This window comes from Marivita sp., from assembly GCF_022763305.1.
Taxonomy (GTDB): Bacteria; Pseudomonadota; Alphaproteobacteria; order Rhodobacterales; family Rhodobacteraceae; genus Marivita.
Genome location: NZ_JALEGT010000010.1, coordinates 89,083 through 112,179, shown reverse-complemented (window position 1 = coordinate 112,179; position 23,097 = coordinate 89,083). Strand labels below are relative to the sequence as shown.

27 protein-coding genes are annotated in these 23,097 nt (G+C 62.3%); 7 read left to right on the top strand and 20 right to left on the bottom strand.

The window, feature by feature from the left end; all coding sequences use genetic code 11:
* Positions 1-52: 52 nt before the first annotated feature.
* Positions 53-799: a transcriptional regulator FnrL gene (fnrL, locus tag MRY75_RS01175; protein ID WP_292305311.1), complete on the top strand. Its 747-nt coding sequence runs from the start codon at positions 53-55 to the stop codon at positions 797-799.
* Positions 800-802: 3 nt separating this feature from the next.
* On the opposite strand, the gene MRY75_RS01170 is transcribed toward fnrL, so the two are convergent.
* A complete protein-coding gene (locus MRY75_RS01170) occupies positions 803-1,894 on the bottom strand; it encodes a TFIIB-type zinc finger domain-containing protein (RefSeq protein WP_292305310.1) in 1,092 nt (363 codons plus the stop codon).
* Positions 1,895-1,971: 77 nt separating this feature from the next.
* Between MRY75_RS01170 and MRY75_RS01165 the strand changes: the two genes are divergently transcribed.
* Complete coding sequence (locus MRY75_RS01165) at positions 1,972-2,337, top strand: CZB domain-containing protein (RefSeq protein WP_292305309.1); 366 nt, start codon at positions 1,972-1,974, stop codon at positions 2,335-2,337.
* A 117-nt stretch (positions 2,338-2,454) separates the two neighbouring features.
* On the opposite strand, the gene MRY75_RS01160 is transcribed toward MRY75_RS01165, so the two are convergent.
* The 7 genes from MRY75_RS01160 to MRY75_RS01130 form a co-directional block, all read right to left on the bottom strand.
* Positions 2,455-3,579 carry an SPFH domain-containing protein gene (locus MRY75_RS01160; RefSeq protein WP_292305308.1) on the bottom strand — a complete coding sequence of 375 codons (1,125 nt, stop codon included), beginning with the start codon at positions 3,577-3,579 and terminating at the stop codon, positions 2,455-2,457.
* Positions 3,580-3,595: 16 nt separating this feature from the next.
* Positions 3,596-4,567, bottom strand: coding sequence for a DUF2927 domain-containing protein (locus tag MRY75_RS01155; RefSeq protein ID WP_292305307.1), 972 nt, complete (start codon positions 4,565-4,567; stop codon positions 3,596-3,598).
* 4 nt (positions 4,568-4,571) lie between these two features.
* Positions 4,572-5,771: a toxic anion resistance protein gene (locus MRY75_RS01150; RefSeq protein ID WP_292305306.1), complete on the bottom strand. Its 1,200-nt coding sequence runs from the start codon at positions 5,769-5,771 to the stop codon at positions 4,572-4,574.
* Between the two features lie 30 nt (positions 5,772-5,801).
* On the bottom strand, positions 5,802-6,704 hold the full coding sequence (locus MRY75_RS01145; protein WP_292305305.1) for a 5-bromo-4-chloroindolyl phosphate hydrolysis family protein: 903 nt from the start codon (positions 6,702-6,704) through the stop codon (positions 5,802-5,804).
* 172 nt (positions 6,705-6,876) lie between these two features.
* Complete coding sequence (locus MRY75_RS01140) at positions 6,877-7,731, bottom strand: hypothetical protein (protein ID WP_292305304.1); 855 nt, start codon at positions 7,729-7,731, stop codon at positions 6,877-6,879.
* Complete coding sequence (locus tag MRY75_RS01135) at positions 7,731-7,928, bottom strand: hypothetical protein (protein WP_292305303.1); 198 nt, start codon at positions 7,926-7,928, stop codon at positions 7,731-7,733. Before MRY75_RS01135 ends, MRY75_RS01140 begins: the two co-directional genes overlap by 1 nt.
* 53 nt (positions 7,929-7,981) lie before the next feature.
* Positions 7,982-8,806 (bottom strand): pseudouridine synthase, encoded by an 825-nt coding sequence (locus MRY75_RS01130; RefSeq protein ID WP_292305302.1) that lies wholly within the window; start codon positions 8,804-8,806, stop codon positions 7,982-7,984.
* Positions 8,807-8,869: 63 nt separating this feature from the next.
* Between MRY75_RS01130 and MRY75_RS01125 the strand changes: the two genes are divergently transcribed.
* On the top strand, positions 8,870-9,331 hold the full coding sequence (locus MRY75_RS01125) for a nucleoside deaminase (protein WP_292305301.1): 462 nt from the start codon (positions 8,870-8,872) through the stop codon (positions 9,329-9,331).
* Positions 9,328-9,873, top strand: coding sequence for a pseudouridine synthase (locus MRY75_RS01120; RefSeq protein ID WP_292305300.1), 546 nt, complete (start codon positions 9,328-9,330; stop codon positions 9,871-9,873). The genes MRY75_RS01125 and MRY75_RS01120 overlap by 4 nt, the downstream gene beginning before the upstream one ends.
* A 3-nt stretch (positions 9,874-9,876) precedes the next feature.
* Here the strand turns inward: MRY75_RS01120 and hemF are convergent, their stop codons facing one another.
* The 4 genes from hemF to clpS form a co-directional block, all read right to left on the bottom strand.
* Complete coding sequence (gene hemF / locus MRY75_RS01115) at positions 9,877-10,770, bottom strand: oxygen-dependent coproporphyrinogen oxidase (protein WP_292305299.1); 894 nt, start codon at positions 10,768-10,770, stop codon at positions 9,877-9,879.
* An 88-nt stretch (positions 10,771-10,858) separates the two neighbouring features.
* Entirely contained in the window at positions 10,859-11,662 is an 804-nt protein-coding gene (locus MRY75_RS01110; protein ID WP_292305298.1) for an SDR family oxidoreductase, read from the bottom strand.
* 12 nt (positions 11,663-11,674) lie between these two features.
* Entirely contained in the window at positions 11,675-12,688 is a 1,014-nt protein-coding gene (locus MRY75_RS01105) for a methyltransferase (RefSeq protein WP_292305297.1), read from the bottom strand.
* Positions 12,689-12,712: 24 nt separating this feature from the next.
* Positions 12,713-13,033 (bottom strand): ATP-dependent Clp protease adapter ClpS, encoded by a 321-nt coding sequence (clpS, locus tag MRY75_RS01100; protein WP_292305346.1) that lies wholly within the window; start codon positions 13,031-13,033, stop codon positions 12,713-12,715.
* A gap of 124 nt (positions 13,034-13,157) precedes the next feature.
* Between clpS and MRY75_RS01095 the strand changes: the two genes are divergently transcribed.
* Both MRY75_RS01095 and MRY75_RS01090 read left to right on the top strand, forming a co-directional pair.
* Positions 13,158-13,856, top strand: coding sequence for an HAD family hydrolase (locus MRY75_RS01095; RefSeq protein WP_292305296.1), 699 nt, complete (start codon positions 13,158-13,160; stop codon positions 13,854-13,856).
* 158 nt (positions 13,857-14,014) lie between these two features.
* Positions 14,015-15,613 carry a serine hydrolase gene (locus MRY75_RS01090; RefSeq protein ID WP_366934895.1) on the top strand — a complete coding sequence of 533 codons (1,599 nt, stop codon included), beginning with the start codon at positions 14,015-14,017 and terminating at the stop codon, positions 15,611-15,613.
* Between the two features lie 9 nt (positions 15,614-15,622).
* Here the strand turns inward: MRY75_RS01090 and ccoS are convergent, their stop codons facing one another.
* From ccoS to MRY75_RS01065, 5 genes are all read right to left on the bottom strand, one after another.
* A complete protein-coding gene (gene ccoS / locus MRY75_RS01085; RefSeq protein ID WP_292305294.1) occupies positions 15,623-15,781 on the bottom strand; it encodes a cbb3-type cytochrome oxidase assembly protein CcoS in 159 nt (52 codons plus the stop codon).
* A 13-nt stretch (positions 15,782-15,794) separates the two neighbouring features.
* The gene (locus MRY75_RS01080; protein ID WP_292305293.1) at positions 15,795-17,981 is read right to left on the bottom strand and encodes a heavy metal translocating P-type ATPase; all 2,187 of its coding nucleotides are present in this window, start codon (positions 17,979-17,981) and stop codon (positions 15,795-15,797) included.
* Between the two features lie 3 nt (positions 17,982-17,984).
* On the bottom strand, positions 17,985-18,446 hold the full coding sequence (locus MRY75_RS01075; protein WP_292305292.1) for a FixH family protein: 462 nt from the start codon (positions 18,444-18,446) through the stop codon (positions 17,985-17,987).
* Positions 18,446-19,882 carry a cytochrome c oxidase accessory protein CcoG gene (ccoG, locus tag MRY75_RS01070; RefSeq protein ID WP_292305291.1) on the bottom strand — a complete coding sequence of 479 codons (1,437 nt, stop codon included), beginning with the start codon at positions 19,880-19,882 and terminating at the stop codon, positions 18,446-18,448. The genes MRY75_RS01075 and ccoG overlap by 1 nt, the downstream gene beginning before the upstream one ends.
* Before the next feature lie 96 nt (positions 19,883-19,978).
* Positions 19,979-20,857 carry a LysR family transcriptional regulator gene (locus tag MRY75_RS01065; RefSeq protein WP_366934894.1) on the bottom strand — a complete coding sequence of 293 codons (879 nt, stop codon included), beginning with the start codon at positions 20,855-20,857 and terminating at the stop codon, positions 19,979-19,981.
* Positions 20,858-20,955: 98 nt separating this feature from the next.
* Between MRY75_RS01065 and MRY75_RS01060 the strand changes: the two genes are divergently transcribed.
* Entirely contained in the window at positions 20,956-21,096 is a 141-nt protein-coding gene (locus MRY75_RS01060) for a hypothetical protein (protein WP_292305290.1), read from the top strand.
* Positions 21,097-21,290: 194 nt separating this feature from the next.
* Here MRY75_RS01060 and ccoP read toward each other — a convergent pair whose 3' ends face one another.
* From ccoP to ccoO, 3 genes are read right to left on the bottom strand one after another with little or no spacing between them, the layout of a single operon-like run.
* Positions 21,291-22,163, bottom strand: coding sequence for a cytochrome-c oxidase, cbb3-type subunit III (gene ccoP, locus MRY75_RS01055; RefSeq protein WP_292305289.1), 873 nt, complete (start codon positions 22,161-22,163; stop codon positions 21,291-21,293).
* Positions 22,160-22,345, bottom strand: a complete 186-nt coding sequence (locus MRY75_RS01050; protein WP_292305288.1) for a cbb3-type cytochrome c oxidase subunit 3 — start codon at positions 22,343-22,345, stop codon at positions 22,160-22,162. The genes ccoP and MRY75_RS01050 overlap by 4 nt, the downstream gene beginning before the upstream one ends.
* Before the next feature lie 11 nt (positions 22,346-22,356).
* Positions 22,357-23,085 (bottom strand): cytochrome-c oxidase, cbb3-type subunit II, encoded by a 729-nt coding sequence (gene ccoO, locus MRY75_RS01045; RefSeq protein WP_292305287.1) that lies wholly within the window; start codon positions 23,083-23,085, stop codon positions 22,357-22,359.
* Positions 23,086-23,097: the final 12 nt, after the last annotated feature.

Genomic DNA, 23,097 nt, shown 5'->3' with positions numbered 1-23,097 from the left:
CATTAAGGCACACACGCCACCATCAGCATTGATGCAGATCAAGAACGGACCCATGTTGAAAGAAGACAGCCTCTCCGTCACGCAGGATTGCAGCGATTGCCCGATCCGCCACCGCGCCGTTTGCGCCAGATGCGAGTCGGACGAGTTGGCGCGATTGGAAGACATCAAATACTACCGCCGATTCGAAGCGGGACAGACAGTGATCTGGTCCGGCGACCGCATGGATTTCGTAGGGTCGGTCGTATCGGGAATCGCGACGCTCACACAGACGATGGAAGACGGGCGCACCCAGATGGTCGGTCTTCTTCTGCCCAGCGATTTCGTCGGGCGTCCCGGCCGGTCCACCGCCGCTTATGACGTGGTGGCGACGACGGATATGGTCATGTGCTGCTTCCGCAAGGCCCCGTTCGAGGATCTTATGGAGCGGACGCCGCATATCGCGCAGCGCCTCTTGCAGATGACGCTGGACGAGCTGGACGCCGCGCGGGAATGGATGCTGGTGCTGGGGCGCAAGACAGCGCGCGAAAAGATCGCGTCGCTGCTGTCGATCATTGCCCGCCGCGATGCGACGCTCAACATGGCCGGGCTGGATGGCCCCGTCACGTTCGATCTGCCGCTGACCCGAGAAGCGATGGCGGATTATCTCGGGCTGACGCTCGAGACCGTGTCGCGCCAGGTCTCTGCGCTCAAGAAGGACGGAATCATCCAGCTTGAGGGCAAGCGCCACATCACGGTTCCGGACATGAGTGTTCTTCTCGAAGAAGCCGGGGACGACACGGATGGCGGGATGCTGGTCTGAGCCTTACTGGTTTATCGCAGCGACATAGCCGACGCCAGCAGCCAAGATCAGGCCCAAGACAACCGCAAAGGCGATCTTCCAGGCGGACCAGGGCCGTTCGCCTTGAACTGCCCCGGTGCGCCCGTTGACGACGAAGCGATAGGTCTTGCCGCGATACTTGTAGGCGGCAAGCCAGACTGGCAGCAGGATGTGCTTGAAGGTGACATCCGAGATTCGGGTGTCGATATGATCGACCCGCTGTCGATCGCCGCCGATGTCGAACTTCACGTCACGCAGGATGACGCGGTCCATGTGCGCGCGCGCCTCCTCGTAGCCCTCGGTGAGTTCGACCGCGTAGGCCTCGGCCCGGAACCCGGCCAGGTATTCCGGCTGATACGGCTCGAGGGCAGAAAGGTCCCAGGGCTCCAGCGCATCGGTATAGCGTTTGGGCAAAGAGCGCGATGCCAGCACCAGCACATCGTCGAAGAAGCGCGCGACCTGTCCCGACGCCGGACGCCAGCGCACCTTGGCGACACGGATGGTTTCTGTCTTGCCGTTGCGCACGACGCGTCGGTTTTCGTGATAGACGGTCCCTTGCTCGCCCCGATAGGAGGACCGGGTATCCGCGTCGAACGTCCAATAGGGCACATAGATGCCAGTCATCTTGCGGCCCTTGCGCGTATAGTCCTGCAACCCGTTGGGCGCGAACCAGAGCCGCCCCAACCAATCGGTCATCGCCTTGCGCGCGTCCTTCTCGTCAAGAGCGAAGGGCAGCAAACCCTTGGGCTTGATATGGCGATTGGCCCCGGTGTCGGCCACAACCGGCGTTGCACAGAATGGGCATTCTGCGGCGTGCACACCTGGGTCGAATTCCACCTGGGCTGCGCAGTTCGGACATTTGGAGACGCGGGTCTCTTCCATGTCCTGTGACGGCAATTGGTCCGCGATCGCGACCTGAAAGTCGATTTCGCGGATGGCCCCACCGGCCCATGGCCCGGTGCCGGCAATATCATGGGTCGCGCCGCAGTGATCGCAAAGCATCTGGCTGCTCTCCGGATCGAACCGCAGATCGGCGCCGCATTGATCGCAAGGAAAACGGTGATGTGCTTCGGTCATGCCATATTGTCTCAGTGCCTAAATCGACGGCGGCCGAGGTCGTTCAAGGGGCGTACGTCAGACAACAAGGATTTATCATGACTAACGCAGACCTCTACTCGAAATTGACCGATGCCATCGGAGCCCATGGTGCATGGAAGCTCCGCCTTCGGATGGCCGCCATGAAGGGCGAACATTCGGATGTGATTGAAAAGGCCGGCGATTGTCATGTCTGCGATTTCGGGCGTTGGCTTGACGGCCTTCCGGCCGCTGTCCGCGATCTTCCGCAGGCGCGCGAGACCATCGAACTGCATGCCTCGTTCCACAAATGCGCCGGCCGCATCGCCGACATGGTGGCGCAAGGCCAGCAAAACGCGGCGCTGGAGATGCTCGACACCGAATTCAATTCGGCTTCGAACGCGCTGAAGAGTGCCGTTGCCAACTGGAAGCTGTCTGCAGCCTGACAGGTCCCGCACCGCAACTCTCATGGTTCGGATCGAGGAGCACGCACCGTGCTCCGGTCCGAACCAAAGACACCCTGCCCGCGCGGTCGGGTGGTGTGCTCCCCTCTCCGCATCGGATTACGCGCCCGGCGGGGGTGGCGGCAGAACGGTGAAGAGCTGGGCCAGTTCCATCACGTCTTCTGCCCTTTTCCAGCCGTCCTGCCCGGCCGTCCAGACATAGCTCTCGCGCGTCAGCGCCCCTTCACGGGCCATTCGGCCCATGGCCGCCTTCGAAAAGGGGCCCTTGGTTTCACCATTTTCGGCCACGTGCCAGACATGCTCCACCGGTGGCGGCGGCGGCATCTGCCGAGCCGGGGGAACAGCCGCGCTTTGCACTTGCGGAGCAGCACCCCACGGGCCGGCCTGTGCGGCGGCCTGTCCGATCTGCATGCCCAAACCGGCACCCAGTCCCGCCTGAATGGCAGCGGCCCCTGCCCCATCCTTGCCCAGCGCTTCGGCCGCCTGAAACTGCATGTACTGATTCAAGTTCCCGATCACGCCCATGGAAGAGCGCTTGTCCAGCACGTCTTCCACCGCCGGCGGGAGCGAGATGTTCTCGATATAAAGCTCGGGCAGTTCCAGCCCGTAATCCGCGAGGGTCGGCGCGATTTCCTTGGCCAGCAACGTGCCCAGTTCGCGGGTGTTCGCGGCCATGTCGAGCACCGGAATCCCGGCCCGTGCAATGGTGCGCGAAAATTCCTGAACGATGACATTGCGGATCTGGTAGCTGATCTCATCCATCGTGAACTCACCATCGGTGCCCACGATCTCGACAAGAAACCGCGCGGGATCGGTGACGCGCACGGAATAGGTGCCGAAGGCGCGCAGGCGCACCGGTCCGAATTCCGGATCACGGCAGATGATCGGGTTCTTGGTGCCCCATTTGAGGTCCTGAAACCGGGTGGTGTTGACGAAATAGACCTCGGACTTAAAGGGCGACCGGAAGCCGTGATCCCAGTGCTGCAAGGTCGTCAGGATCGGCATGTTGTTGGTCTCGAGCATGTAGAGCCCGGGCGTGAACACGTCCGCGAGCTGTCCCTCATGCACGAAGACGGCTGCCTGCCCTTCCCGCACGGTCAGCTTGGCGCCGTACTTGATCTCGTGGCCTTCGCGCTCGAACCGCCAGACCATCGTATCGCGGGTGTCATCGGTCCAGTGGATGACGTCGATGAATTGGCCACTCAGGAAATCGAAAATTGGCATCGGGGTCTCCGTTCAGTCAGCTTGGGCCGCCTTCGACCAGCTCTTGTGCAAGGCTCCACACGATCGGGCGGGCCTCTTCGGCAGACATGCCGGGTCGCAGGCGGGGGTCATAGAGAATTTTCAAAAGCAGTTCGTCATGAGAGGTGAGCAGCGCGAATTCCTCGTCATCGTTGAAGATCGAGGGGCGCGCGTTCTGATCGTCATTGGCAAGGCCAAGGCCCTGCGCCAGTTCCTCGTGGATGCAGGCCCGGCGGGTCAGTTGCGGATGCTCCGTACGGACCAAAGCCACCGCCTGGCGATAGGCGCTGCTTGCGGCGTTGTCGGCAAAAGCGACGACAAGGCAATGGATCGAGCGCGGCAGGTTGAGGAAAATGGCGCGACTCGACGCTTCCATCCCCGGCGCGATGCGATCCAGCGTGTCGCGCAGCTGATCCTTGTCATCTTCGCCCATGATGAGAACGTGGAAATTCGGTTGCGAGGAAACAAGAGAGATCGGATGTCCGGACACGCGCGCAAGCCGGCGCGTGTAACGCGACAGTTCTTCGCGATCCCTGGCCTGATCGGCGGCGGGAAGGCTTTCGCCGAAGGTCACACCGACCCGGACCGGGATGGTCCATTTCTTGATTTCGCTGAGCGCGCCATTCGACGGCTGCAAACCCGCACCACGGGTATATTCCTCGGCCAGCGCGATCCGTTCGAAATTGCGCGCCAGCATCTGGTCGGTGAACGGCGTATCCACGCCACCGCCATCGACCCGCAGAAGCCCCTGCGCCAGCAGGTCTTCCTGAACGCGGGCATAGTACCGACGCAAGTCCATCGCCTCTGGCGATGGCGTTCTTGCATCGGGCAGAGCCACCTGAACCGGGCGCTCGGGACGCGCCTGCGGCTTGGTGTCGGTCCGCACAGGGGCCGTGCTGAACGGATCGCAGGCGGACAGGGCCGCGAGGGCGGCGCAGGACCACAGAAGATGAGACCAACGCCGCCGCACCGGGTTACTGGTCCGGCATGGACGCGGCGGTTGTATCGCCGATCCCGTCCTTGCGTGCCTTGGCCGATGCAAGCGTGTCTCGCAATTCGGCTTCCATCTTCTTGAGCTCGGCCTCGGCGGCTGCGCGCTTGGCCTTGCCCTCGTCTGCGATCTGCAGGCTTTCCTGGATGGTGCCGATCAGATCGGCATTCGCCTGTTTCACGGCTTCGATGTCGAAGACACCGCGTTCCATTTCCTCGCGGATCATCTTGTTGCTCTCACGCAGGTTCTTTGCGTTGGCGGTCAAGAGCTCGTTGGTCAGGTCGTTGGCATCCCGCACCGCCGCCGCCGCTTCGGCCGAGCGCTGGATCGTCACGGCCTGCGCCAGTTGTGTTTCCCAAAGCGGAACGGTGTTGACGAGGGTCGAATTGATCTTCGTGACAAGGGACTTGTCGTTTTCCTGAACAAGGCGGATCGACGGGAGCGACTGCATCGTGACCTGGCGCGTCAGCTTGAGGTCATGCACCCGACGCTCCAGATCGTCACGCGCCGCGCGCAGGTCGCGCAGCTCTTGCGCCTTCATCACCTGGTCGTTTTCGGGCGCGGCCTGCACCTCGGCTTCTTTGGCCGGGATGTCGCGGCTGTCGAGCTCCTGCAGCTTTTCCTCGCCCGCAGCGATATAAAGCGCCAGTTCGTCGTAGAACTGCAGGGTCTTGTCGTAGAGCAGGTCAAGCGACTTGATGTCCTTGAGCAGCGTGTGTTCATGCTTGAGCAGGTCGTCGGTGATCTTGTCGATCTGCCCCTGCACCTTTTCGAAACGCGCGGTGAATTTGGCAAAGGGCGCGGCCCGGCCCAGCAGCTTTTCCCACCAGCTGCGCTCGCGGCGGACATCCAGTTCGGACACCGAAAATCCGCGAATCGTGCTGACGATGCCGCGCAGGCTGTCGCCCGCCGGGCCCACGTCCTTGTTGCGCACATCGGCCAGCATCGCCTGCGAGATTTCCTGCAATTCGGCCTGTGCGTTCGAACCGAAGGACACGATGGACTGGGTGTCGCTCATGTCGATTTCGGCCATGCGAGAGCGGATTTCCTCGCTGATGACCGGATCGGCCTCGGCCAGTGGCACGATCGCTTCGGGCGCCTTGGGCTCCGGCAGGATCACGGCGTTCACTTCTTCCACCAGGGCCAGCGTGTCCTGGGCTTTGGCACGGATTGTTTCAGACATCAGGTTTCCCTCTGCAATACTCGTTCAAGTCTATGTCACGTCCCGATCAATTCGGACGCCTTCCCGCTTCAGACGATCGCGCAGGACGTCAATCTCGACCGTAAGATCAGATCGGTCGTCCATCAGCATCTTCCGGGTGCGGGCCGAAAAATTCAGTTCCAGATCATCCAGTAACGCTTCGAAATCGGTACGTGCCTGCGTGTCGCCGGTCCGGGCATAGACATCGGCGAACTTGATCGTCGCATCGCGGGCCCCCATCAGGTAGACGCTCAGGTACTTGCGCGCAGCAGTCAGGTCGCGCGGGTCTTCCTCGACCGTGCGGAACAGGTCCTTTGCCGTCAGTTCGAACTTTTCGACACGGGCGATCATCTGACGGTCGCCGGACCGTTTGATGGCGTCCCGCATTGCAGCCAGATGCGCCTCGGCCTCGTCGATGGCACGGGCCACGCGATCTTGCTGGAAAGTGTCCACCCCCTCCATGCCCTTGTCGCGCATCGGATCGATGCCGAACGCGCCCAGATGCAGGACCGTCGCCGCCGTGCCATAGATGATGGGCGCGATCAGACCCGGCTCATTCGCAAAGGCGGCGATCCCCGTACCAATGCCGGCCAGCACGGCGGCCCCGATCTTGCGCGGAAACGCGGGACGGCGCGACACCTTGCGGGCGTTATAGGCCGCCTCTGCCGTCAAGCCACCGCGCAGCAGCCACGCGCCAAGCAACAGGGCCCCGGCGCCAATAAGCCCGAGCCCCAACCCCAAGGCCCCGTCATTGATCGACGTGAACGCCAGAATGATCGGAGGAATGAAAAGGATGTTCGACCGCGCGCCCACCGGATCAACCGTGGCGCGCTGGAAGGAACCCGATGCGCGGTCTTTTGCCGTCGATGACCCTTTTGCGTCGGGGCTGTACTTGCCGCCATAGCGTTGGGCCATGGCTACAGTCCCCCGAGCCAGCCGCTGGCGACCCCGAACAAGACGACAAGCAGCAAGGCGTAGCTGACTTTTTTCAGGCCGGCACCCGTCATGAGATCCCCTTTCCCAAGTCCTGAACGCAACTTAGGGGATGTGCCTATGGCTTGCTAGGGGGAAGTCGGCGCAGTTCCGCTCATGCCGCGTGGTAGCGGTTCATCCGGTTGAACAGAAGATCGGTCTGGAGCTCGAAATTGTCACGCCCCTCGCCGATCCCACGCTGCCGGGCGCGGGTTTCGAACGTATCCACAAGCGTCTGGATCTTGATGAGAAACTTGCGCCGCTGGAACGGCGTCAGCTTGCCATCCGGGGCTTCGCTCAGGGCGTTCACCTCGACCTGCATCTTGTCGATCAGCTTGGTCACGGAGGGCGCAATGCGTTGCAGCGTCGGTGTTGCCACGTCGATGGTGCCCAGAAGACCCATGATCGTGTTCACCGCAACCCGTGTGCGTTCGTAAAGGTCATCCTCGTGAAGACGCGCCAGAGCAAGCAGCAGTTCTTCGCAGCGGTCATCGAACTCCTGATAGAGATGTGTGTTGATGATCCTCAGGCGCGTGATCGGATTGTCCATCCCCTTGTCCCGCATCGGATCGAGACCGAAAGAGATGAGACAGAGGATGAAGGTCGAGAGCGCAATCACCAATGGCACTGCAGGGACCGCGATCTTCGTGGTGGCCAGAAGGCCCACGACCATGGCAACGATGCTGCTGCCGATCAGCTTGAAGGGAATCTTGGGGCGCGGCGCGACTTCGGCCAGATCGTAGGCGATATGCGCCTTTTGCCCGACTGAGAGACACAGCAGTCCCACACCGAACAGCGCGATGATCAGGATGGCCGAGGCAAACCCCGCCACCGTACCGTCCAGCAACCAGAGAATCAGCGGACATGTGGCCAGCACCATGAAGCCAACCGGCACGTCCTCGGCCGGAGCCACCTGGCCCAGCGCCGCGTTGCGCTGATGGTCGATCAAGCTCTGGATCCGGGACCGCATCACAACAGCCCCAAGGCAAAAATGGTCAGCCAGAGGATCGCAAACGCCACCCATGAGGCCATTGCACCGGTTGTGCGCAGGCGCTGCACCGCACCGCGGAGCGCCTTGGACGTGTCATCGGCGACCGTCCCCAAGTTCGACAGAACCAGCAGAACGGAAACCACAAGCACGGCAGAGGTGATGAACGTGATCAACATGACCCGTATTTCGCGAGGAAAACGGGCGGAAAATGGGCGTTAAAAGGGAAAGATCAGGGAGTCTTGCCCGACGGTTTCGGGCGCGGCTTGCGCTTGACCGCATTTCCCTTGGTTTTCAGAGGCTTGCCTGATTCTTCAGCATTGGGCAGATCAAGACCCAGCTGATCGCGGACCACCTTGCGGCGCAGCTCGTCGACGGCCCCCGATTTGAGCTGTCCCAACTGGAAGGGACCGTAGGAAATCCGGATCAGGCGGTTCACCGTCAGACCGATATCCGCCATCGCGCGCCGGATCTCGCGGTTCTTGCCCTCGCGCAGGCCAACGGTCAACCAGGCATTGGCGCCCTGCTGCCGGTCCAGCGACACGATCATCGGCTGAAAACGCTCTCCGTCGATGACCATGCCTTTGCGCAACGGCTCGAGCATGGCATCGCTTGGCTGCCCCTTGACGCGGACACGGTACTTGCGCAGCCAGCCGGTCGACGGCAGTTCGAGTTTGCGCTTGATTCCGCCGTCATTGGTCAGAAGAAGCAGACCTTCGGAGTTGAGGTCCAGACGTCCGACGCTCATGACCCTCGGCATGTCCTCGGGCAGGTTGTCGAAGATCGTCGGTCGGCCCTGCTCGTCCTTGGTTGTGGTCACAAGGCCCACAGGCTTGTGATAGAGCCACATACGCGGCTCGTCCGGTGTCCCGATCACCTTGCCGTTGACCACCACCTTGTCCGACGCGGTCACGTTCAGCGCTGGGCTGGTGATGACCTTGCCATTCACGGACACGCGGCCCTGCAGGATCAGTTGCTCGGCTTCGCGGCGGCTGGCGATCCCGGCGCGGGCAATGACTTTGGCGATGCGATCACCGGGGGGCGGGTTCTGGGTCATGCCTTGCGGCTTAGTCCAATTCAGGCCCTTGGGAAAGCCGATTGCGCGGTCTATGTGGGAGGGATGATGTTCCGATCCAACATGTCGCTGGCGCTGGACCAGGCGCGCGAGGCTGCCGACCGGGGGGAAGTGCCCGTGGGCGCCGTCGTCGTTGCCGGTGACGGCACGGTGATTTCCGCGGCGGGAAATCGCACACGCGAATTGAACGACCCTACCGCCCATGCCGAGATGCTGGCGATCCGCGATGCCTGCGCCCTTCTGGGGGTGGAGCGGCTTACCGATCACGATCTCTACGTGACGCTGGAGCCTTGCCCGATGTGCGCGGGTGCTATCGCGAATGCCCGGATCAGGCGGCTCTATTATGGGGCGCAGGACACCAAATCCGGCGGCGTGGCGCATGGGGCGCGGGTATTTTCGCATCCGCAGTGCCACCATGTGCCCGACATATATGATGGAGTGAGCGCATCCGAAGCCGAAACACTCCTTGTCGATTTCTTTGCCGCCAAACGCGGAGCGGGCTCATGACTCGTGTGATCCTGTTCAACAAGCCCTTCGATGTGCTGTCGCAGTTCACCGACAAAGGCACCGAAGGCACGGCGCGGCGCACCCTGTCGGAGTTCATCACAGTGCCCGGCGTCTATCCCGCAGGACGGCTGGACCGCGACAGCGAAGGGCTTATGGTGCTGACCGACAATGGGAAATTGCAGGCCAAAATCAGCAATCCCAAGTTCCGGTCACCCAAGACCTACCTCGCGCAGGTCGAAGGCACACCGACCGAGGGCCAGCTTGAGCAGTTGCGCGCAGGCGTTGTTCTCAAGGATGGCCCAACCCGACCGGCACAGGTTGAGCTGATCGCGCCGCCAGACCTGTGGGAACGAGACCCGCCCGTCCGCTACCGCAAGACCGTGCCGGATGCGTGGCTGAGGCTGACCATCACCGAAGGCCGCAACCGGCAGGTGCGCCGGATGACGGCGCATGTCGGACTGCCCTGCCTGCGGCTGGTGCGGTGGTCCGTTGGCGAATGGTCACTGGACGGCATCGCGCCGGGGACATGGCGCGACGCCTGATCCTCAGACCCACTTCGCCAGCGGCGGGAGGCTCATCAGAACGGCGTTTGCGTCGTGCCCGGTTTCAAGCCCGAATTTCGTGCCCCTATCGTAGACGAGATTGTATTCGGCATAGAGCCCGCGATGCACAAGCTGGGCATCCTTGTCCGCGTCAGACCAATCCTGCACGCGGCGCTTTTCCACAAGCGGCACAAAGGCGGGCAGGAAGGCGCGGCCGATGTCCTGCGTCAGGGAGAAGTCTTGTTCCCAATCGCCGGTGTTGTGGTCGTCCATGAAGATCCCGCCAACGCCGCGCGCCCGGCCGCGATGCGGCACGTAGAAATACTCGTCCGCCCATTCCTTGAGGCGCGGATAATGCGCCTTTCCGTGCGGATCGAGATGCTGTTTCTGCGTGTCGTGGAAATGCTGCGTGTCCTCGGCATATTCGATGCAGGGGTTGAGGTCGGAACCGCCGCCGAACCACCAGGCATGGGGCGTCCAGAACATCCGCGTATTCATATGTACGGCAGGGCAATGGGGGTTCTGCATATGGGCAACGAGGCTGATGCCCGAGGCCCAGAAGCGCGGATCGTCCTTCATCCCGGGAATGCCCTTGCGCGCCGCCATCGCGTGCTGCGCCCGTTCGCCCAGAGTGCCATAGACGGTGGAGACATTGACTCCGATCTTCTCGAACACCCGACCGCCGCGCATCACGCTCATCAAACCGCCGCCGGCATCAGAACCGTCATCCGATGTACGCTTTGTCTCGGTCACGTCAAAGCGCCCCGGAGCCGCATCGCTCAGCGGTCCGGTGTCGTGGCTGTCTTCAAGCCCTTCGAACGCTGCCACGATCTGGTCGCGCAACTCCCGGAACCAGGCAGCTGCGCGCGCTTTTTCGGTGTCAAAATTTTCCGTCATATCACTGTCCCATATTTCTGACAGGACAGTACAGCGCCATACGAGAAGCACAAGCCACTCGACCTTTGTGTCGGTGCGGCGAAATCGGTCAGTGCGCCGGGGCGCCCACCGGGTCGATCAGGGTGCGTCCGCCATCCACGGTCATGATTTGACCGGTGATGAAGCCCGCGCTCTCAGACGCTAGAAACTGTACCGCCTGAGTGAGCTCTGCCGGGCTTGCGATACGGGCAAGCGGCGTGTGGCCTTCGATCTCCTTGCGGTAGTCGTCATGTTCCTTGAGCGCCTGCGAAAGGCTTGCCGACATGACTGACCCAAGAGCGACCGAATTGACCCGAATGCGGTGTTCGGCCAGCGAGACGGCCAGCGAGCGCGTGAGTTGATCCAACGCCGCCATCGACACCGAGAAGCCCAGCAATTCGGGCTGCGTGCGTCGGGACGCAATCGAGGACAGGTTCACGATGGCGCCTGCCTGTCCGTCTTGCTTGTCGGCGGCCTGTTTGATCATCCGCTTGGCCACCATCTGCGACAGGCGGAATGTGTTGGTGACGTTCTGCATCATCAACGCTTCCAGTGTACCATCGTCCAGATCGAGCGGATCGGAGGGCAACACCTGCCGGCTGCCATTCACGAGGATGTCGACGCGATCGAAGGCGTCGATCGTGGCGGACAGCAGGTTCGCCAGCGTCAGCCGTTCTCGCAGATCGCCTGCGAAATAGCGAATGTTGCCGTCTTCCTCGACGATGGCACCGCATTCATGCGACAGTCGGGCCTCGTCCATATCGGCGAACATGACATTCGCCCCCTGATCGACGAAATGGCGGGCAATGGCCAGTCCGACCCCGTTGGCGGCACCGGTGACGATGGCTGTCTTGCCTTCGATGGAGAATGACATTCCGGGTCTCCCTCAGCGTCGTTTCACGCGGGTCTTTTTGTCAGAGGTGATCGGCGCGTCTGCCTGAAGTACCTTGAAGCGGGTGTCGCCGTCCAGTTCCTGCACCTGCTGAAACGCGCTGGCCAGCGTGGTTTCGTAAGGCAAGTGCCGGTTCGCGACCATCACCAGCGAGCCCTTTGGCCTGAGCAGACGCGCGGCAGACCGGATGAAGTCCTGCCCCAGCGACGCGTCAGGTGTCCGGCTTGTGTGGAAGGGCGGGTTCATCACAACCCAGTCGAGGCTGGCCGGGGTGCCCCAGGTCGTTGCATCCGCCCAATGAAGGCTGACGCGGTCTTCGCCGAGGTTCAGCCGCGCGCAGGTCAGCGCGCGCCTGTCCGCCTCGACCAGATCGACATGGGTGACGCCGGACAGGTCCCGCAGATGACGGGTGAGATACCCCCAGCCGCCGCCCAGATCCGCGCCGCGCCCCTTGAGCGTTTTCGGCAGAACGGCCACAAGCGCCTCGGACCCTGCATCCGGACCATCGGCCGAGAACACACCCGGCTGCGTGATCCAGCCATCCAACACAGGAGCCGGAACGGGCAAGGCACAGTCCCGAAAGGCATCTGCTGCAGAGAACCAGAAAATCTTGCCATGCGCCTTGGACATCTGGCCTTCGATGGCGACGCGGCTCTTCGCGAATTTCAGGATCGCGTCGATCCCGTCGGTCTTGGCGCCATCGACGATCACGAGGCCCCCTTCCGCCAGCCGCTCGGCCTGCGCGATGAGACCACGCGCCAGTTCTCTGCTGCGGGGCAGGGTCACATGAACGACATCCGCAGCCCCTGTCGCCTCGGTCGTGACGGTCAGGCCAAGAGACTCGAAATGATCGAATGCGGGTTTGAAGGTCTGCTGGACGGTGATGTCCCGGACCGGAAGCATACCCGGGTCGGCATCGGGATTCGGTTCGAGACACACCAGACGCAGATCGTCCGGCAAGGTCAGGGCGCCGGTCTCGACCGCGTGGGCTAATCTGGCAAATGTCATGGGCGATCCGGGGGCGAACCCCGGCTATTCCTTTTCCATGGTGCATTGCAGCGGATGCTGATGGCGGCGGGCGAAATCCATCACCTGCCCTACCTTGGTTTCCGCGATCTCGTGGCTGAACACACCCACAACCGCGACACCTTTCTTGTGCACGGTCAACATGATTTCAAAGGCTTGGGCATGGGTCATGCCAAAGAAACGCTCGAGCACATGCACGACGAATTCCATCGGCGTGTAATCGTCGTTGAGCAGCATGACCTTGTAGAGCGGCGGGCGTTTCGTCTTGGCACGCGTCTGGACGACGACACCGGTCTCGTTGTCCTCGTTCGACGGCGGTCCGGCCATGGGGCGGGACGACTGGTTGCTGGACGAAAGTTGTCTCATGCGTGGGTCTGGACCTCGGGTTCCATATCCTTGATGGCTCTATATAACCTGTCCTGACTGCGAGAAAAGAGGCGCATGTGCCGCGATGACACGAAAGCTGCAAACAATTGGTTTCGATGCGGACGACACGCTGTGGCACAACGAGCGCTTTTTCCGGCTGACACAGGACCGGTTCGAAGCACTTCTGGCCGATCACACCGACGCGGCGCACCTGCATGAACGGCTGATCGCGGCAGAGCGGCGGAACATCGGGCACTACGGGTTCGGCGTGAAAGGCTTTGTGCTGTCGATGATCGAGACCGCCGTCGAGGTGACGGACGGGGCGGTTCCCGGGCATGTCATCCGCGACATTCTTGAAGCCGGGCAGGACATGCTGGCGCACCCGGTGGAATTGCTGCCGCATGTTCAGTCCACCGTCGAGACCTTGGCACAGACCCATCGCCTTGTCCTGATCACCAAGGGCGACCTTCTCCACCAGGAGCGCAAGCTGGCTCAATCCGGTCTGGGCGAACTGTTCGATGATGTCGCCATCGTGTCGGACAAGTCGGCAGACACCTATCGCGATGTGTTTGGTCGGCAGGCCGGAGGTGTCGAGGCGGCGATGATGGTGGGCAATTCGATGAAGTCCGATGTGGTTCCGGCGGTTGCTGCCGGAAGCTGGGGCGTGTTCGTGCCGCATGACCTCGAATGGGACCTGGAGAAGGCCGATCCGCCGGACAACCCCCGGTTTCACCGGATCGACGATCTGAGTGATTTGCCCCCGCTTGTGGCGGAAATCGGCTGACACCGTTTGCCACAATCTTGCCACAATGGCTGACCTAGTCGTCCAATCCGAAATGCCCCCAACATCTTGGGGCCTCGCCTGACCAATCAGGGAAAAAAGATATAAAAATAAGGCCTTTATCGGCCAATTCGCATGTGGTACTGTCGTAGACAATAATGATGCCGACCGGAAAAATCCGGCGGTTTGAGGCAGATAAGGCGGATATCGTGACAGGACGGCGGAGAAAGCCGGGCCGTATTGGCCTGTATGTGATCACAGCAATCTGGTTGGCGGTTCTCGTGCCCATCAGCGCTATGGCAGCACCCTACGCCGCTATGGTGATGGACGCGCGAAATGGCGAAGTGATCCATTCCGAAAACGCCGACACTCCGCTGCATCCCGCCTCTCTTACCAAGATGATGACGCTTTATGTCGTGTTCGAGGCGGTGCAGAACGGCGAGATCAGCATGGACACCCCCGTCCGCATCTCCTCCAAAGCCGCGTCGGAACCGCCCTCGAAGCTGGGGCTGCGATCCGGATCGACGATCCAGCTGCGCTACCTCGTGCGCGCCGCTGCCGTGAAATCCGCAAATGACGCCGCAACGGCGTTGGGCGAGGCAATCGCCGGGTCCGAAGCTGCCTTTGCACGGCGGATGAACCGCACGGCCAAGGCGCTCGGCATGACCCGAACGAATTTCAAGAACGCGCATGGTCTGACGGAATCCGGGCACATGTCCACCGCGCGGGACATGACAATCCTCGGGCGTCACCTGCTTTACGATTATCCGCAATACTACAACCTCTTCTCGCGCCGCAGCACCGATGCCGGGATCAAGGCCGTTGCGAACACCAACCGGCGCTTCCTTGACGCCTACAAGGGCGCCGACGGGATCAAGACGGGCTACACCCGCGCAGCCGGTTTCAACCTTGTCGCCTCTGCCGAACGTGGAAGCGAGCGGATCATCGTCACCGTGTTCGGCGGCAATTCCACGGCGTCGCGCAACGCGCAGGTGGCCAAGCTCATGGACCTCGGCTTCAGCAAGGCACCCAGCCGGATGGCGCTGCGCACACCGCGCAAGCCGCCTTATCTCGGCCCCATCACCGGGGCCACGGAAGAGGTTGTCATAGCGCGCAGCCAGACGCCGTCGACCAACACGCGCGCCAAGTCCATTCGCGTCGTGGCCGCATCGGTCAAGACCAGCCTGCGCCCGGTTGCGCGGCCGGTGGCAGAGCCGGTACTACCGGATGCGCTGGTGGCTGAGCTGAAGCAGGACATCCAATCGGTCCTTGAGGAAGTGCAGACCGCAGAAGTGCGCGAGGTGACAGCGACCTCGGCCCAAGTGGCCATGGCGGCACCGGTGTCCGCAGCCACGGTAGAGGCGGCCATCTCCGATCAGGAAGCTGCGCCCGCCGCATCCGTCAAACCCGTCGTCCGCCCACGCACGCTGGTTCTTGCGTCGGCCACTGCACAACAAGCGGCACAGGCCCAACCGGTCGAGCCGCGTGAAGCCGAGGTGGTCACCCGCATCTCTACATCGGGGGGGCGTCATTGGGGCATCAATGTCGGTCGCTACCCAAGCCGCTATGCTGCCGAAAAAGCCCTGCTGACAACGGCTTTGGCGGAAATGGCGACGCTGGATGGATCGCTGCGCAAGGTGGTGAACGGCGCGCGCGGCTTTGATGCGAATTTCATGGGCCTGACCCGCGAAGCCGCCGACCTCGCCTGCCGCAGGCTGCAGGCGCGTCAGGTCACATGCTTCATGATCGGGCCAAGCTGAGCCCGGTCTTCAGGGCTTGGGGTGATCGTCGTAATCGTCCGACAGGATACGCTGCGCCGCGCCATCCGGGTCTTCGTATTGCTTTGACCGGACCGTGAACACAAATGCCACGAGTCCGATCCCGCCAAGGATCAGCGAGACCGGGATCAGGTAGGCAAGCACATTCATCGTCAGCTCCGGTTCATTTGAGGCGCAACGCGTTCAGCGACACCGTAATCGAAGACGTGGACATCGCCAATGCGGCGATCAGCGGTGAGCACAGGCCCGCCACAGCAAGCGGAACCGCGATGATGTTGTACCATGTCGCGATGCTGAAGTTCTGACGGATGCGTTTGATCGCAACACGCGACGTGGACAGCGCATCCGCAATCGGATCGAGCGATTTGCCCAGCAGCACCACGTCCGACGCAACCCGCGCTGCATCGAGCGCAGAGGCCGGCGAGATCGACGCATGAGCGCCAGCCAGCGCGGCGGTGTCGTTCAGGCCGTCTCCGACCATCAACACGTGCTTGCCGCTTTGCGTCAGCTGGTCAATGCGCGCCGCCTTATCCTGCGGCAGAGCCTCCGCGATCCATTTGTCGATACCGATCCGCGCAGCGAATGCCTCGACCGCCGGGGTCGTGTCACCGGACATCAGGATCACCTCGTAGCCTTTCTCCTTGAGCTGGCTGACAAGGGCCTCTGCCCCATCGCGAATCTGGTCGGCAAAGCGGAACGGATCAGCCACCGTCTCTCCGACGCGCAGCCAGGCACAGGTTTCCGGACTGTCGCCACCACCCACCCAGGCCGAGCGGCCCAGACGCACGGTCTGGCCCATCCATGTGCCTTCGGTGCCGTGGCCGGGAATTTCAGTCAGGCCCGTCACCTTGGCCGGTGCGATGCCCGCCGCCTGAATGGCTTTGGCCAGAGATTGCGACAACGGGTGCGATGACCCTTCCGCCAGTGCCAGCGCGATGCCCAGGTCGCGGCGCGAGTGATCGCCTAGATTGACCACTTCGGGTGTGCCGGCGGTCAAGGTGCCGGTCTTGTCGAAGACCACGGTGTCGACTTGCGCCATACGCTCCAGCGCAGTTGCGTCCTTGATCAGCAACCCCTTGCGGAACAGACGGCCCGATGCCGCCGTGGTCACGGCTGGCACGGCAAGGCCCAGCGCACAAGGGCACGTGATGATGAGCACCGCCGCCGCGATGTTAAGCGCGGTGCGCAGATCGAAGGTGTAAATGTACCAGCCCGCAAAGGCGAGCGCCGACAGGATATGCACCCCCGGCGCGTAAAGCTTGGCGGCCTTGTCGGCGAGCGACGTATAGCGCGAGCGACCGGATTCCGCGATGGCGACCAGATCGGCCATGCGATGCAGCGAAGTATCGCGTCCCACGGCGCTGGCCCGGATCGTCAGGGGGCCGGTCAGGTTGACCTCGCCCGCGCTGACGGTCGAACCTACCCCGGCATAGATGGGACGGGTTTCGCCGGTCAAAAGCGAGCGATCCAGTTCCGACTGACCCTCGACGATCTCTCCGTCCACAGGCATGCGCCCGCCGGGGCGCACGCGGATCAGGTCGCCGACCAGAAGCTCGGCCATCGGGACTTGCTCTTCGCCAGCCTCCGTCACGCGCCAGACGCGCGGCACTTCCAGAGCGGCCAGTTCCTCGGCCGCAGATCGCGCGGCGGCGCGGGTGCGGTGATCCAGATACCGACCTGCCAAAAGGAAAAAGGTCAGCGTGATCGCGGCGTCGAAATAGGCGTGTTCGCCCGACAGCGAGGTTTCCCAAAGCGAGGTGGCCACCGCCAGCGCAATCGCCAGCGAAATCGGCACATCCATGTTGAGCCGCCCTGCCCTAAGCGCGGTCCATGCGTGTTTGAAAAACGGCTGCGCGGAAAACGCGATGGTCGGCAGCGCGATGGCTGCGGAAATCCAGTGGAACATGTCCCGTGTTGGGCCATCGGCGCCAGACCAGACTGCCACGGACAAGAGCATGATGTTCATCGCTGCAAAGCCGGACACGGCCAGACGCATCAGAAGATCGCGCCCCGCCTTGTCCGTGTCCGTCGCGCGCAAGGCCGTGCTGTCCAGCTCATGCGCCTCGTAACCGGCACGCTCCAACACCCCGATCAGATCGTCCGCCGTGACGTCGGAGGCCGCCTCGATCTGCGCCCGTTTGAGGGTTAGGTTTACGCGCGCGCCCGTGACACCTTCGGTCGCGCCAAGAATCCGCTCCACCCCGGAAATGCAGGCGGCGCAATGGATCGACGGCAGGGACAGGACGATGTTCACGTCCTTGGGAAGGGCCGCGTCTGCCAGCGCCTCGGCCGCAGGGGCGGCGGAACAGGCAGGACAGGCCGAAGCGGGAGGGCGCATCGCGAGGGTCATGGCTCAGCTTTCGACGTGCAGGACAACGCGCTGTTCGAAGGGAACGCCGTCCAGCGATGTGGCTTTCATGCGGATGTTCCAGTTGCCCGGTGCCAGCGTTTCGCGCGCGACATAGGCATGTCCGTCAAACGCGAATTCCGGTGTGCGGTCATCCTGAACATGGGTCGCACGACCCAGAATGGCGTCCAGAGTGCCCGCCTGCACCGGCTTGCCGTCGCTGTCCGTGATGCTGAGGATCAGCAGCCCGCCCTTCGCTTCGGCATAGACGCTCCACCCCAAGGCTTCTTGTTCCGTGCGCCGGATGTCGAATTCCTGCGACGCGACATAGGAGTTCTTCACCTCGAGTCCCGGAAAGGTCTTAATGGCCGAAAAGGCAAGGACAAGGTTGACCGAGATGATGACGGCAAAACAACCGCCAAAGATCGCCAGCGCATGCCAGCCGGTGAGTTTGCGTTCCTTGACCATCAGTTGCTTCTCCCATTGAAGATCGTGTCGGTATAGGCGCGGTCGCCATTGGTCAGGTCTTCGACCCAGAACCGGATGTCGCTGCGTTCCGCTTCGGCCGGGTCAGACCCCGGAGCCGCCACGACATAGACGCGCTGCAGGTAGGTTTCATTGGCGGGCACATCGACGGTCTCGTAGGGCGTGCCCTCAAGCTGAACGCGCAGCGACGGATGGCCGGTGACAGACACCCGGAACGGACGGTCCTCGCCATGTTTGTTGAGCAGACGCACGTCATAGGTGTTGCGGATCGAGCCATCGGACAGCGTGACGAAGGTCGGGTTCCGGACAGGGGCCACGGTCATGTCGATCTCGGGCCGGATAAACAGCGCGAAGACCAGTCCTATGCCCACCAGCGCCCAGAGCGTGGTGTACATCATCGTACGGATACGGAAAATGTGGTACCAGGCCGAGCGCGGCTTTTCTCCGGCCCGTTCGCGTGGTTCGTCCGACAGCGCCAGATAGTCGATGAGACCCCGCGGTTTGCCGATCTTTTCCATGATGTCATCACAGGCGTCGATGCACAGCCCGCAGGTGATGCATTCCATCTGCTGACCGTTGCGGATGTCGATCCCCATGGGGCAGACGTTCACGCAGGCCATGCAGTCGATGCAGTCGCCCAGTTGTTCCGCGCCATCCCCCTTGCGATGCTTGCCGCGCGGCTCTCCCCGCCATTCGCGGTAGCCGATGGTGAGCGTGTCCTCGTCCATCATCGCGGCCTGAATGCGCGGCCATGGGCAGGCATAGATGCAGATTTGCTCGCGCGCGAAGCCACCAAAGAAGAACGTGGTCGCGGTCAGGATCAGCATCGTGGTGTAGGCGACAGGATGCGCCTGCCCCGTTACCAGATCGCGCAGCAGCGTCGGTGCGTCGGCAAAATAGAACACCCATGCGCCACCCGTGGCGAGGCCGATGAAGAACCACGAGACCCATTTGGTCAGGCGCAACCGCGCTTTGCGGAAGTCCATTTTTTCCTGACGGTGCAGGCGCAGACGCGCGTTCCGGTCGCCTTCGATCCAGCGTTCCACAAGGATGAAGAGGTCCGTCCAGACGGTCTGTGGGCAGGCATAGCCGCACCAGACCCGGCCCAGAGCGGATGTGAACAGGAACAGGCCCAAGCCTGCCATGATCAGCAACCCCGCGACGAAGTAGAACTCATGCGGCCAAATCTCGATCCAGAAGAAGAAGAACCGCCGATTGGCGAGGTCGATCAGAACCGCCTGATCGGGCAGTTGCGGCCCACGGTCCCAGCGAATCCACGGCGTGACATAATAAATGCCCAGCGTGACAATCATGATGATCCATTTGAAGCTGCGGAAGTTCCCCTTCACACGCTTCGGAAAGATCGGTTCACGCGCAGCGTAAAGGTTCGGCGGCGTTTGGTTTTCTGCTTGAGACACGAGAGAATTGGCTCCCAAAGACGGATTGGCTTGATCGTCTTTTCTCAGGGTGCGCTGCGCCAGACTTTGACTTGCATCAAATACTGTATCTTTAATTCAGGTTTTTGCCGCCTGCCTGCGGATCCAGCGCAGAAACGCCCTGAGCGGGGCACGCTGAACGCCCGGTCGGGTCACGATGTTGTACCCCGCATCCAGCCGGTCTTCGAAAACGGCGATCAGGCGTCCGGCGGCAAGGTCTTCGGCCACCGCGATTCGCGTGGACACAGCGACACCCTGCCCGTTCCGAGCACCATCGAGCATCAGGTTGCCCGGCACATGGGTACGCGACAGCACCTTGGCATGGGCCAGCCCGTGCTGCGTGAGCCAGGCCGAGGATTCCGTCGTGCCCAACTCCTCGAGCCAGGGATAGTCGATCAGGTCGCGCGGTTCCGTGGGCGGTCGTCCTCTGAACAGCGATGGCGCGCCGATGACCACCAGTGGTGAGTCGAGCAGTCGTTCGCAGTCCAACCCGGCCCAGCCGCCCGTTCCATAGCGGATGGCCACGTCAATGCCACCGGGGGACGGGTCCGTCAGAACCGGGCTGGGGGTGACGATCATGTCGATGCCGGGGTGTTCCATCTGGAAACTGCCAAGACGCGGCATCAGCCACGCGCTGGCAAAGGTCGGCGTGCAGCCCACATTCAAGGCGCGCTGCGAATCCGCCTGTGCCAGCGCCTCGACACCGGACGCGATGCGCCCGAACCCGTCTTCGAGGGCCCGTGCCAGATCGCGCCCGTCGTCCGTCAGCTCCAGCGCCCGGCTTGTCCTGTCGAAAAGAGGTGTCCCGAGATGGGTCTCAAGACTGCGCAATTGTTGGGAAATCGCGGCATGACTGACATTCAGCGCGGCCCCGGCATCGGTCACCGATCCGGTTTGTACAAACGCGCAAAAGGCACGCAGGGCCGAGAGCGAGGGCAGCCGGGACCAATCAATCATGTAATCTCACCTTACACATTGAATTTATCCCTGAGTCGCATCTGACACGCAGAAACGCAAGTATGAGCACAGGACCACAGCGATCAGAGGAGACCGACATGTTCGCTACATTTGCAAAAACGTTCTTCCGGGCAAGCGGCGTATCCGGGACCACGTCGCAGGATGCCGCGACACGCACGTGGTATCGCGACGAGCTGAGCGACCAGCCCGCACCCAAGCGTTGGGAGGATTGGAGATGATCGACCCCGTGATCTATCTGCCGCCCCGGATTTGGCAGGACCCGCCAAACAAAGACCGCGCCCGGCAGTGGCCGTGGCGCGGTGGCAGGTGGCAATAAACCATCCGTAGAAAAAGCGCCGGTGCCTCGAAACGCGCGAACAGAAAGAGGAACCGGCGCTGTCCCCTCGGGCCCGAAGGCCCGGGGGTATTGGTGTTATTCGACCGAGGCTTCGCCCCCGCCCAATCCGTGCACATAGGTGGCCACAGCGCGGATTTCGGCTTCGCTCAGACGGTCCGACCACGGCGGCATCACGCCAAAGCGCGAATAGGTCACTGTCTCGGTCAAGGTCGCGTAGTCGCCACCGTAGAGCCAGATCGCATCCGTCAGGTTCGGCGCACCCTGGAAGCGGTCACCAGTGCCGTCGTCCATGTGGCAGGCCGCGCAGTTGTCGAGGAACACGGTCTCACCGGCAGCCACCATTGAGGCGTCCTGCGGCTCACCTGAGAGCGACATCACGTAGTTGACAACCTGGCTGATCTCTTCCTCGGCCAGCATGTCACCAAAGGCCGGCATCTGCGACCAGCGCGCATCCGGGTCTTCCTCGTTGCGGATCCCGTGGGTGATCGTGGTGTGGATGGCCTCGATGTCACCGCCCCAGAGCCAGTCGTCGTCCAGCAGGTTCGGATAGCCCTTGGCACCGGCCGCGCCCGATCCGTGACACTGGGCACACCATGTGCGGAACACCGCGGCACCCGCGTTCTGCGCGTACTGGTTGAGATCTGCGTCCTGCGCGATCTCGGTCAGTTCGACAGAGGCCAGCTGGGCGTTGATGCCGGAGTTGGCGTCTTCGAACCGCGCGATCTCTTCAGCCACCTGCGCCCGCGTCGAGAACCCGAGGATGCCCGGTGTGGCTTCCTTGATGCCCGGCCATGCGGGGTAAGCGATCGTGTAGAGCACACCCCAGACGATGGTTGCGTAGAAGGTCCACAGCCACCAGCGCGGCAGGGGCTTGTTGTATTCCTTGATCCCGTCCCACTCGTGACCGGTGGTTTCGTAATCAAGATCGTCGTCTTGCTTCTTGCTCATGTCCTCGCCTCCTTGGATGCGGCGGGTTTGTCTTCATTGCGAAACGGGATGTTGGCTGTGTCGCGATGCGTCTTGTTGCTGCCGGGGCGGATGGCCCAAAGGATCACCCCGACAAAGAACAGGAACAGGACCAGCAGCATCCAGCTGTCTGCGAATTCCCGGAGAAGTGAATAGGTTTCCATGTCACTCCTCCTCAGCGGCTTGCGTCCGGGGTGAAGGTCGAGAAGTCGACCATCGTCCCCAGCACCTGCAGATAGGCAATCAACGCATCTGCCTCCGAAACGCCTGGCTGGCCGTCAAAGTTGCGGACATTGACGTTCTCGCCGTAGCGCTCAAGCAATCCGTCGAAATCGCTGTCCGGGTCGGCCTGCGCCCGGAAGTCTTCGCGCGCGGCTTCGATCATGTCGCTGGTGTAAGGCACACCGACGAAGGCGTTGGTCGACATGATGTCGCCGATATGTTCGCCCTCCAGCAGCGTCGCTTCGAGGAAGCCGTATTTCGGCATCACCGATTCCGGAACAACGGACTGCGGGTCACGAAGGTGATCCACATGCCAGTCGTCCGAGTAGCGGCCTCCGACGCGGGCAAGGTCCGGCCCTGTCCGCTTGGAGCCCCACTGGAACGGGTGGTCGTACATCGACTCTGCCGCAAGGCTGTAGTGGCCATAGCGTTCGACCTCGTCGCGCATCGGACGGATCATCTGGCTGTGGCAGACATAGCAGCCCTCGCGCAGATAAACGTTCCGCCCCGCCAATTCGAGAGGTGTGTAGGGACGCATGCCCTCGACCTCTTCGATGGTATTTTCGAGATAGAAGAGCGGCACGATCTGCACCAGACCGCCGATGGTCACGACGAGGAAGCTGCAGACCAGCAAGAGCGTCGCGTTGGTTTCAAGTACCTTATGCTTGTCAAGAATACCCATTGTCCAAGCCTC

Bases quoted from the DNA above. Each gene is read 5' to 3' on its own strand.
- MRY75_RS01050 (WP_292305288.1), bottom strand. From the start codon at position 22,345: ATGGAAACCTATTCACTTCTCCGGGAATTCGCAGACAGCTGGATGCTG.
- ccoP (WP_292305289.1), bottom strand. From the start codon at position 22,163: ATGAGCAAGAAGCAAGACGACGATCTTGATTACGAAACCACCGGTCAC.
- MRY75_RS01120 (WP_292305300.1), top strand. From the start codon at position 9,328: ATGACTCGTGTGATCCTGTTCAACAAGCCCTTCGATGTGCTGTCGCAG.
- MRY75_RS01080 (WP_292305293.1), bottom strand. From the start codon at position 17,981: ATGACCCTCGCGATGCGCCCTCCCGCTTCGGCCTGTCCTGCCTGTTCC.
- MRY75_RS01150 (WP_292305306.1), bottom strand. From the start codon at position 5,771: ATGTCTGAAACAATCCGTGCCAAAGCCCAGGACACGCTGGCCCTGGTG.
- MRY75_RS01170 (WP_292305310.1), bottom strand. From the start codon at position 1,894: ATGACCGAAGCACATCACCGTTTTCCTTGCGATCAATGCGGCGCCGAT.
- MRY75_RS01090 (WP_366934895.1), top strand. From the start codon at position 14,015: ATGCCGACCGGAAAAATCCGGCGGTTTGAGGCAGATAAGGCGGATATC.
- MRY75_RS01105 (WP_292305297.1), bottom strand. From the start codon at position 12,688: ATGACATTTGCCAGATTAGCCCACGCGGTCGAGACCGGCGCCCTGACC.
- MRY75_RS01140 (WP_292305304.1), bottom strand. From the start codon at position 7,731: ATGCGGTCCCGGATCCAGAGCTTGATCGACCATCAGCGCAACGCGGCG.
- MRY75_RS01125 (WP_292305301.1), top strand. From the start codon at position 8,870: ATGATGTTCCGATCCAACATGTCGCTGGCGCTGGACCAGGCGCGCGAG.
- MRY75_RS01075 (WP_292305292.1), bottom strand. From the start codon at position 18,446: ATGGTCAAGGAACGCAAACTCACCGGCTGGCATGCGCTGGCGATCTTT.
- MRY75_RS01110 (WP_292305298.1), bottom strand. From the start codon at position 11,662: ATGTCATTCTCCATCGAAGGCAAGACAGCCATCGTCACCGGTGCCGCC.
- MRY75_RS01165 (WP_292305309.1), top strand. From the start codon at position 1,972: ATGACTAACGCAGACCTCTACTCGAAATTGACCGATGCCATCGGAGCC.
- clpS (WP_292305346.1), bottom strand. From the start codon at position 13,033: ATGGCCGGACCGCCGTCGAACGAGGACAACGAGACCGGTGTCGTCGTC.
- MRY75_RS01135 (WP_292305303.1), bottom strand. From the start codon at position 7,928: ATGTTGATCACGTTCATCACCTCTGCCGTGCTTGTGGTTTCCGTTCTG.
- MRY75_RS01145 (WP_292305305.1), bottom strand. From the start codon at position 6,704: ATGGCCCAACGCTATGGCGGCAAGTACAGCCCCGACGCAAAAGGGTCA.
- hemF (WP_292305299.1), bottom strand. From the start codon at position 10,770: ATGACGGAAAATTTTGACACCGAAAAAGCGCGCGCAGCTGCCTGGTTC.
- MRY75_RS01060 (WP_292305290.1), top strand. From the start codon at position 20,956: ATGTTCGCTACATTTGCAAAAACGTTCTTCCGGGCAAGCGGCGTATCC.
- ccoS (WP_292305294.1), bottom strand. From the start codon at position 15,781: ATGAATGTGCTTGCCTACCTGATCCCGGTCTCGCTGATCCTTGGCGGG.
- MRY75_RS01130 (WP_292305302.1), bottom strand. From the start codon at position 8,806: ATGACCCAGAACCCGCCCCCCGGTGATCGCATCGCCAAAGTCATTGCC.
- ccoO (WP_292305287.1), bottom strand. From the start codon at position 23,085: ATGGGTATTCTTGACAAGCATAAGGTACTTGAAACCAACGCGACGCTC.
- MRY75_RS01065 (WP_366934894.1), bottom strand. From the start codon at position 20,857: ATGATTGATTGGTCCCGGCTGCCCTCGCTCTCGGCCCTGCGTGCCTTT.
- MRY75_RS01095 (WP_292305296.1), top strand. From the start codon at position 13,158: ATGACACGAAAGCTGCAAACAATTGGTTTCGATGCGGACGACACGCTG.
- MRY75_RS01160 (WP_292305308.1), bottom strand. From the start codon at position 3,579: ATGCCAATTTTCGATTTCCTGAGTGGCCAATTCATCGACGTCATCCAC.
- fnrL (WP_292305311.1), top strand. From the start codon at position 53: ATGTTGAAAGAAGACAGCCTCTCCGTCACGCAGGATTGCAGCGATTGC.